8 protein-coding genes and 1 riboswitch are annotated in these 9,631 nt (G+C 74.9%); of the genes, 7 read left to right on the top strand and 1 reads right to left on the bottom strand.

Annotated elements, in window-relative coordinates:
- Positions 1-51 precede the first annotated feature (51 nt).
- The gene (locus IH45_RS0121900) at positions 52-705 is read right to left on the bottom strand and encodes a class II aldolase/adducin family protein (RefSeq protein ID WP_030670871.1); all 654 of its coding nucleotides are present in this window, start codon (positions 703-705) and stop codon (positions 52-54) included.
- A gap of 289 nt (positions 706-994) precedes the next feature.
- Here IH45_RS0121900 and IH45_RS0121895 point away from each other — a divergent pair, with 289 nt between their 5' ends.
- The 7 genes from IH45_RS0121895 to cobO all read left to right on the top strand — a co-directional run bounded on the left by IH45_RS0121895 (position 995) and on the right by cobO (position 9,585).
- Positions 995-1,795: a lysozyme gene (locus tag IH45_RS0121895; protein ID WP_030670868.1), complete on the top strand. Its 801-nt coding sequence runs from the start codon at positions 995-997 to the stop codon at positions 1,793-1,795.
- Between the two features lie 270 nt (positions 1,796-2,065).
- Positions 2,066-3,439: an inorganic phosphate transporter gene (locus tag IH45_RS0121890; RefSeq protein WP_234440620.1), complete on the top strand. Its 1,374-nt coding sequence runs from the start codon at positions 2,066-2,068 to the stop codon at positions 3,437-3,439.
- A 75-nt stretch (positions 3,440-3,514) separates the two neighbouring features.
- Positions 3,515-3,751 (top strand): hypothetical protein, encoded by a 237-nt coding sequence (locus tag IH45_RS0121885; RefSeq protein WP_030670862.1) that lies wholly within the window; start codon positions 3,515-3,517, stop codon positions 3,749-3,751.
- A 185-nt stretch (positions 3,752-3,936) separates the two neighbouring features.
- Positions 3,937-4,083, top strand: a riboswitch (cobalamin riboswitch).
- 127 nt (positions 4,084-4,210) lie between these two features.
- Entirely contained in the window at positions 4,211-5,194 is a 984-nt protein-coding gene (locus IH45_RS0121880) for a cobalamin biosynthesis protein (protein ID WP_030670859.1), read from the top strand.
- A 58-nt stretch (positions 5,195-5,252) separates the two neighbouring features.
- Positions 5,253-6,848 (top strand): cobyric acid synthase, encoded by a 1,596-nt coding sequence (locus tag IH45_RS0121875; RefSeq protein WP_078897708.1) that lies wholly within the window; start codon positions 5,253-5,255, stop codon positions 6,846-6,848.
- Positions 6,848-8,986 (top strand): putative cobaltochelatase, encoded by a 2,139-nt coding sequence (locus IH45_RS0121870; protein WP_030670854.1) that lies wholly within the window; start codon positions 6,848-6,850, stop codon positions 8,984-8,986. The genes IH45_RS0121875 and IH45_RS0121870 overlap by 1 nt, the downstream gene beginning before the upstream one ends.
- Positions 8,986-9,585 carry a cob(I)yrinic acid a,c-diamide adenosyltransferase gene (cobO, locus tag IH45_RS0121865; RefSeq protein WP_030670851.1) on the top strand — a complete coding sequence of 200 codons (600 nt, stop codon included), beginning with the start codon at positions 8,986-8,988 and terminating at the stop codon, positions 9,583-9,585. Before IH45_RS0121870 ends, cobO begins: the two co-directional genes overlap by 1 nt.
- Positions 9,586-9,631 lie beyond the last annotated feature (46 nt).

Here is a 9,631-nt window from a genome sequence, read left to right as displayed (position 1 = left end):
GCCGGGCGGGGACGCGTCAGGCGGCGCGGCAGCCGGGGCGGGCGGCGCGCGTCAGCCGGGCTGCCCGTAGCCGCGCAGCCGGTCGCCGGCCGCGGCGACCTGTTCCGCCGTCAGCAGGGCGGGTTCGCGGCCGGGCAGCGAGCTGGCGGCGAGCCAGACGCGGCACATCCACTCCAGCTGGGCGGTGCGGTCGTACGCCTCGTCAAGGGTGTCGCCGTACACGATGGTGCCGTGGTTCCGCAGGAGGCAGCCGGTGCGGTCGTGCAGTGCGGCGAGCATGTTCTCGGCCAACTCTTCGGTGCCGTACAGGGCGTACGGTGCGACGCGGACGGGGCCGCCGAGGGCCGCGGTCATGTAGTGCACCGGCGGGAGTTCGGTGACGAGGGTGGAGACGGCGGTGGCGTGTGCGGCGTGGGTGTGCACGACGGCGCGGGCGCCGGTGGCGCGGTAGACGGCCAGGTGCATGGGCAGCTCGCTGGTCGGCCGGAGCGTGCCGCGGGCGGGGCGCCCGTCGAGGCCGACCGCGGTGAGGTCGCCGGGCCCGAGCCGGTCGTAGGGGACGCCGCTGGGCGTGACCAGGACGAGGTCGCCGACGCGCGCGGAGACGTTGCCGGAGGTGCCGACGACCAGCCCGTCGGCGACCATGCGGCGGGCGGTGGCGACCAGCTCGTCCCAGGCGCGTTCGATGGCTTCCCGGTCCGTCATGCGTGGGCCCTCCGGAGTGCTGTGCGGGCGCGGCCCCGGCGGCGTGCGCGGGGGTGGTGCGCGGGTGGCTGCCGACACCGTACGGGCCGGGCGCGGTGCCGTGGGGCGGACCCCCGCCTTCCGGTATCCCCCATGTCGGACCGGTGACACCTGGAGAGGGATTGACCGAGCATCGACCGCCTTGTACGGATCACCCGGTACTCTTCCGGAGATTTGTCATGCACGTAGCCATGCCTGCACGCAGCAGTTCCCGTATGTGCCGTCATCCTGGGGAGATCCGGGGGGAACCATGGCCCGTGACCACGATCACCAGCCCGACGCGCCGCGCCCGCCGCGCGCCCCGCAGCACCCGCCGCGCGCGAGACGCCGCCGTCTCACCGCCGCCTCGCTCGCCCTCGGCGCGCTGACCGCGGTTCTGTACACCGCCGTGCCCGAGCCGCCCGCCGCCGAGGCCGCCGGCAAGCCGCTCGGCCACGACATCTCCTCCCACCAGGGCGCGGTCGACTGGCGGGACGTACGGGCGAAGGGCGGCCGGTTCGTCTACGTCAAGGCCACCGAGTCGGACTGGTACCGCAATCCGCACTTCTCCCGGCAGTACCGCGGCGCGCGCAAGGCCGGGATACTGCGCGGCGCCTACCACTTCGGGGTGCCGAACGCGTCCTCCGGTACCGCGCAGGCCCGGCACTTCCTGCGCCACAGCGGCGGATGGAAGCCGGACGGCCGGACGCTGCCGCCGGCCCTCGACATCGAGCACAACCCGTACCACCCGCAGCAGGCGTGCTTCGGGATGAGCGGCGCCGCGCTGGTCCGGTGGATCCGCGGGTTCAGCAACGAGGTGCTGCGGCAGACCGGGCGGCGCCCGGTGATCTACACGACGGCGCGGTGGTGGAACGGCTGCACCGGCGGCAGCCGGGCGTTCGCCGCCACCCACCCGCTGTGGCTGGCGAACTGGCACAGCACGCCCGGGAAGCTGCCGGCCGGCTGGGCGTACCCGAGCTTCTGGCAGTACGCGAACCACGGCGCGCTGCCGGGCGACCAGAACAAGTGGAACGGCACGGCCGCGCAGCTCCGGCGCTTCGCCCGGGGCTGAGACACGGACCGGGACGGAGCTGCGACGCGGGACCGGAACGGGTCGGGACGCGGGGCGCCCGGTCCCCGGGCATATGCCACCCGGCCCCGCTACGCCTGGGGCGCACGGGGCTCCCGTACTGATGCGTACGGGGTCCACGTGACGCCTCGGGCGCCTCCGCGCTACCCCTGCGGAGGCGTCACCGCGGCGCCCGGCCCAGTTCACCTTCCGTTCACCCGTCGTCCGTACGGTCCCGAGCGTTACTGACCATCGAACTGATTGCCTGGGTGAATGGAACACATCACGCTTCTCATCGGGATCGTGATCGTCACGGCCTTGGTGTTCGACTTTACGAACGGCTTCCACGACACGGCCAACGCCATGGCCACCACCATTTCCACCGGGGCGCTCAAGCCCAAGGCAGCGGTGGCGATGTCGGCGGCCCTCAACCTGCTCGGCGCGTTCCTGTCCGTGGAGGTCGCCAAGACCATCTCCGGCGGCATCATCGACGAGACCGCCGGCATCAGACCAGAAGTGATCTTCGCCGGACTGGTCGGCGCCATCGTCTGGAACCTCGTCACCTGGCTGGCCGGGCTCCCCTCCAGTTCCTCGCACGCCCTCTTCGGCGGTCTGATCGGCGCGACCCTGGTGTCCGTCGGCACGAACGGCGTGCACGGCGACGCCGTGGTCATGAAGGTCCTCATCCCGGCCGTCGCGGCGCCGATCGTGGCCGGCCTGGCCTCGATGGCCGCGACCCGGCTGACGTACCGGCTGGCCCGCGACCGTGCCGAGGAGGACACCGCCAAGGGCTACCGCGCCGGGCAGATCGCCTCGGCCGCGCTGGTCTCCCTCGCCCACGGCACCAACGACGCCCAGAAGACGATGGGCGTGATCACCCTCGCGCTGATCACCGGCGGCGTCGTGGCGCCGCACGCCGACCCGCCGCTGTGGGTCATCGCCTCGGCGGGCCTGGCCATCGCGCTCGGTACATACCTGGGCGGCTGGCGGATCATCCGCACGATGGGCAAGGGCATCACCGACATCCAGCCGCCGCAGGGCTTCGCCGCCCAGACCGGCGCGGCGGCCACCATCCTGGCCTCCTCCCACCTCGGTTTCGCGCTCTCCACCACCCAGGTCTGCTCCGGCTCCGTCATGGGCTCCGGGCTGGGCCGCAAGGGCGGCGTGGTGCGCTGGTCCACGGCGGGCCGGATGGCCGCCGCCTGGGTCCTGACGCTGCCGGCCGCCGGGCTGGTCGCGGCGGGCGCCGCGCTGCTGGCGGACCAGGGCGACTGGGGCATCGCGGCCGTCGCCGTGCTGGCGCTCGCCGTCTGCGGCGTGATCTGGATGCTCTCCCGGCGCAAGCCGGTGGACCACAGCAACGTCAACGAGGGTCCGGCGGCGGAGCCCGCCGGTGTCGTCACCGCCGCCCTCCAGGCCGTCGCCCCGCCGCCCGCCGGCCCGGTCGCCACCGAGCCCGCGACGGCCCCCGCGATCCCCGCGCCCGCGATGGCCGAGGCCCGGCTCACCGACCCGGTCGGCGCGGCCCCGGTGATCGCCGACCCGGTGACCGCCGATCCCGTGGCCGCCCACCCGCACGGAACACACGGAACGCACGAGAAGCACGGGACCAAGCGCCGCGCCAAGGCCGGCTCGGCCGCCGGCTGACCCGGCACCGTACGGCCCCCACGCCTACCCCGGCTCCCCCGGCCTCCCCGGCTTCCACGAAGGAACGAGAACGCAATGAGCATCGACTGGGCAGCGCTCGGCCAGGTCTTCGGCGTCACGCTGGTCGTGACGGTCGGCATCGTGGGCCTGTTCACCCTCGGCATCGTCGGCACGTCCCGCAAGCCGCACCAGGAGGGCGAGGCGGTGGCCGCCGCCGGTCCCGGCGGGGCGGCTCGGGCCGGTGCGTACGCCTGCTTCGCGCTGTGCGCGGCGGCCGTGGCGTACGGCATCTACCTGATCGTCGCCGCCTGACCGGCACCGGCACGGCGCCCCGTCGTCGTATACCAGGGCGACCGGGGTGCCCCGTCCGCCCGGCGCCGGGCACCGGCTCTGTGTCCTTGGACACAGCCGTCAGCACGCCCCCGCGCCGCAGGTCAAGCGCGAGTTGACGGGCTTCGCGGAGCGTGGTGGACTGCCGGAGCCAATCGGCGACAGATGAGGAAGTCCGGTGAGAATCCGGCGCGGTCCCGCCACTGTCACCGGGGAGCGCTCCTCCATCAAGGGCCACGGTCCGCGTCCGGGACGCGGGTTCCGTACGGACTGGAAGGCCGGGGGAAGCGCCGATCCGGGGAGCCAGGAGACTCTCGTCGCCGTATCCGTCGAACCAGGGCGCGGACCCTGAGTGAGGACCTACCGCCATGCCCGGCCGCAGTTCGAGACCTGCTGGACGTACCCCGCTGCCCCTCCGAGGCGCGACGGCGGTCTGATCCGATGCGTGCCGAACACGCCGGCTACGCGTGCGGCGCGGCCCTGGGTTTCCTCGGCGACCTGGCCGTGGGCGATCCCCGGCGCGGCCACCCGGTGGCCGCCTTCGGGCGGGCCGCGGCGGCCGTGGAGCGCCGCCTGTGGCGCGACGACCGTGGACGCGGGACCCTGCACACCGCGCTGCTCGCGGGCGGCACCGCCGCCGGCGCCGCGCTGCTCGACCGCGCCGTACGCCGCTCCCCCGCCGCCTTCCCCGCCTCCGTTGCGCTGACCGCCGCCGCCACCTGGGCCGTCCTGGGCGGCACCTCGCTGGGCCGCGAGGCGCGGGCCGTCGGCGGGGCGCTCACCGCGGGCGACCTCGACGTGGCGCGCGAGCGCCTGCCGCACCTGTGCGGCCGCGACCCGCAGGCCCTGGACGGGCAGCAGATGGCGCGCGCGGTGGTCGAATCCGTCGCCGAGAACACCTCGGACGCGGTGGTCGGCGCCCTGGTGTGGGGCGCGGTCGCGGGCGTGCCGGGGCTGCTGGCGTTCCGTGCCGTCAACACGCTGGACGCGATGGTGGGCCACAAGTCCCCGCGCTACCGCCGCTTCGGGTGGGCCTCGGCCCGCCTCGACGACGTGGCCGGCTTCCCCGGCTCCCGGCTGACCGCCGCCCTGGCGGTCCTGTCCGGCCCGGACCGGCGGGGCGCGTGGCGCGCCTGGCAGCAGGACGGCGCGTCCCACCCGAGCCCCAACGCGGGCCCGGTGGAAGCGGCGTTCGCGGGCGCGCTGGGCGTACGGCTGGGCGGCACCCTGGCGTACGGCGGCCGGGTCGAGCACCGGCCGGTGCTCAACGGCGGCACCGGCCGCCCCGTCGCGGCGGCGGACATCGAACGGGCCGTACGGCTGTCGCGCCGCGTGAGCGCGCTGGCGCTGGCGGCCACGGTCACGGGCCGCCTGGCGGCCGGTGCGATACGGCGGTCCCGTACAACCGGGAGGGCGGCCAAGTGAACGGCAGCAGCATGCGGACGGCGAGGAGTGCCAGGTGAACGGTTCGGGTGGGGCGCCGCTGGGCGGCGGGCTGCTGGTGGCCGGCACCACGTCCGACGCGGGCAAGAGCGTGGTGACGGCGGGCATCTGCCGGTGGCTGGCCCGCAAGGGCGTCAAGGTGGCGCCCTTCAAGGCGCAGAACATGTCGCTGAACTCGTTCGTGACGCGCGAGGGCGCGGAGATCGGGCGGGCGCAGGCCATGCAGGCCGCGGCGGCGCGCGTCGAGCCGAGCGCGCTGATGAACCCCGTACTGCTGAAGCCGGGCAGTGACCGCAGCAGCCAGGTCGTGCTGATGGGCAAGCCGGTGGGCGAGCTGAGCGCGCGCGGCTACCACGCGGGGCGCCAGGAGCGGCTGCTCGGTACGGTCACGGACTGCCTCCAGGAGCTGCGCCGTACGCACGACGCGGTGATCTGCGAGGGCGCCGGCAGCCCCGCGGAGATCAACCTGCGGCGCACCGACATCGTGAACATGGGCATCGCGCGCGCCGCCCGGATCCCGGTCGTGGTGGTCGGCGACATCGACCGGGGCGGGGTGTTCGCCTCGTTCTTCGGCACCACGGCGCTGCTGTCCCGCGAGGACCAGGCGCTGGTCGCGGGCTATCTCGTCAACAAGTTCCGGGGCGATGTGACGCTGCTGGAGCCCGGTCTGGAGATGCTGCGGGAGCTGAGCGGGCGGCCCACCCTCGGGGTGCTGCCGTTCGCGCACGGCCTGGGCATCGACGAGGAGGACGGCCTCCGGGTGTCGCTGCGCGGCGCGGTCCGCGAGAGCGTCGTGGCGCCGCCGCACGGCGCCGACGTGCTGCGGGTCGCGGTGGCCGCCGTACCGCTGATGTCGAACTTCACCGATGTCGACGCGCTCGCCGCCGAACCGGGCGTCGTGGTGCGCTTCGTGGACCGCCCCGAGGAGCTGGCCGACGCCGACCTGGTGGTGCTGCCCGGCACCCGCGGCACCGTCCGCGCCCTCCAGTGGCTGCGCGAGCGCGGCATCGCGGACGCGGTGCGGCGGCGCGCGGCGGAGGGCCGCCCGGTGCTCGGCATCTGCGGCGGCTTCCAGATGCTGGGCGAACGGATCGAGGACGAGGTCGAGTCGAAGGCCGGAACGGTGGACGGGCTGGGGCTGCTGCCCGTACGCGTACGGTTCGCGGCGGACAAGACGCTGGCCCGGCCGACCGGCGAGGCGCTGGGCGAGCCGGTCGAGGGATACGAGATCCACCACGGCGTGGCGGAGATCGACGGTGGGGAGCCCTTCCTGGCAGGCTGCCGGTCCGGGGCCGTCTGGGGCACCCACTGGCACGGCTCCCTGGAGAGCGACGGTTTCCGGCGGGCGTTCCTGCGGCGGGTGGCCGCCGACGCGGGCCGCGCGTTCGTCCCGGCGCCGGACACCAGCTTCGCCGCGCTGCGCGAGGACCAGCTCGACGCGCTCGGCGACCTGATCGAGGAGCACGCGGACACGGACGCGCTGCTGCGGCTCATCGAGGGCGGGGTCCCGGCGGGGCTGCCGTTCGTGCCGCCGGGGGCGCCGCCGATACCGCCGCCGTCCCCCGTCCCGGCCGCCCCCGGCGCGGCCGCCGCACCGCCCGCACATCGCACGTCCCTCGAAGGGGGTACTCCTTAATGGCATCGGTCCCTTACCCGTTCACCGCGGTCGTCGGCATGTCCGACATGCGGCTGAGCCTGCTGCTCAACGCCATCTCGCCGGCCATCGGCGGGGTGCTGGTCCGCGGCGAGAAGGGCACCGCGAAGTCCACGATCGTGCGCGGTCTGACGGCGCTGATGCCGGACGTGCCCGTCGTCACCGGCTGCCGTTTCTCCTGCGACCCCGCCGCGCCGGACCCCGCGTGCCCGGACGGCCCGCACGAGGCGGGCGGCTCCGAGGAGCGCCCGGCCCGCATGGTCGAGCTGCCGGTCGGCGCGTCCGAGGACCGCCTCGTCGGCGCGCTGGACATCGAACGGGCCCTGTCGGAGGGCGTGAAGGCGTTCGAGCCGGGCCTGCTGGCGGACGCGCACCGCGGCATCCTGTACGTGGACGAGGTCAACCTCCTCCACGACCACCTCGTGGACCTGCTCCTCGATGCCGCCGCCATGGGTGCCTCCTACGTGGAGCGCGAGGGCGTCTCCGTACGGCACGCGGCGCGCTTCCTGCTCGTCGGCACCATGAACCCCGAAGAGGGCGAACTGCGCCCGCAGTTGCTGGACCGCTTCGGTCTGACCGTGGAGGTCGCCGCGTCCCGCGAGCCGGACCAGCGGGTCGAGGTCGTACGGCGCCGCCTGGCCTACGACGCGGACCCGGAGGGCTTCGCCGCGCGCTGGGCCGCCGAGGAGGGCGAGCTGCGGGAGCGGATCGCCGCCGCGCGGGCGCTGCTGCCGGACGTGGTCCTCGGGGACGCGGTGCTGCGTCAGATCGCCGCCGTCTGCGCCGCGTTCGAGGTGGACGGCATGCGCGCGGACATCGTGATGGCGCGCACCGCGAGCGCGCTGGCCGCGTGGGCGGGCCGTACGGAGGTCCGCGAGGAGGACGTACGGCAGGCCGCCCTGCTGGCGCTCCCCCACCGGCGCCGCCGCAACCCGTTCGACGCGCCGGGCTTGGACGAGGACAAACTCGACCAGGTGCTGGAGGAGTTCGCCGCGGACGACGACCCGGAGCCGGACCCTGAGCCGGACGGCGGCCCCGAGGACGACCCCGACGGCCCGGGCGGCGGACAGCCCCCGCAGGACGGCGACGGTGACGGCGGTACGGACGGCCCGCAGGGCCAGGACGCGCAGTCCCCGCACGACCAGACCCCGCACGACCAGCCGCAGCTGCCCGAACAGCCCCAGGCCCCGGAAGCGGACCCGGCCCCCGCCGACCCGAAAGCGCAGTCCAACGGCCCGGAAGAGGACGCCCCCGGTGGAGGCGGCGAAAAAGCCGCCGTCAAAGCGGGCGATCCGTTCCGTACCCGGCGGCTCGACGTACCGGGACTCGGCGAAGGCGCGGACGGCCGCCGTTCCCGCGCCCGTACGGCACACGGCCGGACCACCGGCGCCCGCCGCCCGCAGGGCACCCTGACCAAGCTGCACCTCGCCGCGACCGTGCAGGCCGCGGCGCCGCACCAGGTGGCGCGCGGGCGCAGCGGCCCCGGGCTGGTCGTCCGCCGTGACGATCTGCGGGAGGCGGTGCGCGAGGGCCGCGAGGGAAACCTCGTGCTGTTCGTGGTGGACGCGTCCGGTTCGATGGCGGCGCGCAAGCGGATGAGCGCGGTCAAGGGTGCGGTGCTGTCGCTGCTGCTCGACGCGTACCAGCGGCGCGACAAGATCGGCATGATCACCTTCCGCGGCTCCGCGGCCGAACTGGCGCTGCCGCCCACCTCGTCGGTCGAGGCGGGCGCGGCCCGGCTGGAGTCGCTGCCCACCGGCGGCCGGACGCCGCTGGCCGCGGGGCTGCTCAAGGCCCATGAGGTGTTGCGCGTGGAGCGGCTGCGGGACGCCTCGCGCCGGCCGCTGCTGGTGGTCGTCACCGACGGGCGGTCCACGGGCGGGCCCGACCCGCTGGTGCGCACTTCCCGCGCGGCGCGGCTGCTGGGCGCCGAGGGCGTCGCCTCGGTGGTCGTGGACTGCGAGGCGGGCCCCGTACGGCTGGGTCTGGCGGGCGAGCTGGCCCGGGACCTCCAGGGCACCGCCGTCACCCTTGACGAACTGCGCGCGGACAGCGTCTCCGCGCTCGTCCGCGACGTCCGCGGACAGGGCACCAACCACACCACCCGGAGGGCCGCGTAATGCCACAGGGACAGCCGTCCGTCGTACCGGACGACGGGCTCACCACACGCCAGCGCCGCAACCGCCCGCTGGTCCTCGTCCACACCGGCCCCGGCAAGGGCAAGTCCACCGCCGCCTTCGGGCTGGCGCTGCGGGCCTGGAACCAGGGCTGGCCGGTCGGGGTGTTCCAGTTCGTGAAGTCGGCGAAGTGGAAGGTGGGCGAGGAGCGCGCGCTGCGGGTGCTGGGCGGCACCGGCGAGGGCGGCACGGTCGCCTGGCACAAGATGGGCGAGGGCTGGTCGTGGGTGCAGCGCGACTCCCAGTTCAGCAACGAGGAGGCGGCCCGCGAGGGCTGGGAGCAGGTCAAGCGGGACCTGGCGGCCGAGACGTACAAGCTGTACGTGCTGGACGAGTTCGCGTACCCGATGCACTGGGGGTGGGTGGACCCCGCCGAGGTGGTCTCCGTCCTGCGCGACCGGCCGGGCACCCAGCACGTCGTCATCACGGGCCGCAACGCGCCGCAGGAGCTGTGCGATTACGCGGACCTGGTGACCGAGATGACCAAGGTCAAGCACCCGATGGACGCGGGCCAGAAGGGCCAGCGGGGCATCGAGTGGTGACGGTGCCGCCCGGCACGACAGCGACGAGAACAGCAGCACCAGGAGC

The organism is Streptomyces rimosus subsp. rimosus (genome assembly GCF_000720725.1).
GTDB classification, from domain to species: Bacteria; Actinomycetota; Actinomycetes; order Streptomycetales; family Streptomycetaceae; genus Streptomyces; species Streptomyces rimosus_A.
Note: the sequence above shows the minus strand (reverse complement) of the source record. Positions and strands in the feature narration are given on the sequence as shown.

Excerpts from the sequence above, each read along its gene's own strand:
- IH45_RS0121900 (WP_030670871.1), bottom strand. The coding sequence starts at position 705 with ATGACGGACCGGGAAGCCATCGAACGCGCCTGGGACGAGCTGGTCGCC.
- IH45_RS0121895 (WP_030670868.1), top strand. The coding sequence starts at position 995 with ATGGCCCGTGACCACGATCACCAGCCCGACGCGCCGCGCCCGCCGCGC.
- IH45_RS0121890 (WP_234440620.1), top strand. The coding sequence starts at position 2,066 with ATGGAACACATCACGCTTCTCATCGGGATCGTGATCGTCACGGCCTTG.
- IH45_RS0121885 (WP_030670862.1), top strand. The coding sequence starts at position 3,515 with ATGAGCATCGACTGGGCAGCGCTCGGCCAGGTCTTCGGCGTCACGCTG.
- IH45_RS0121880 (WP_030670859.1), top strand. The coding sequence starts at position 4,211 with ATGCGTGCCGAACACGCCGGCTACGCGTGCGGCGCGGCCCTGGGTTTC.
- IH45_RS0121870 (WP_030670854.1), top strand. The coding sequence starts at position 6,848 with ATGGCATCGGTCCCTTACCCGTTCACCGCGGTCGTCGGCATGTCCGAC.
- cobO (WP_030670851.1), top strand. The coding sequence starts at position 8,986 with ATGCCACAGGGACAGCCGTCCGTCGTACCGGACGACGGGCTCACCACA.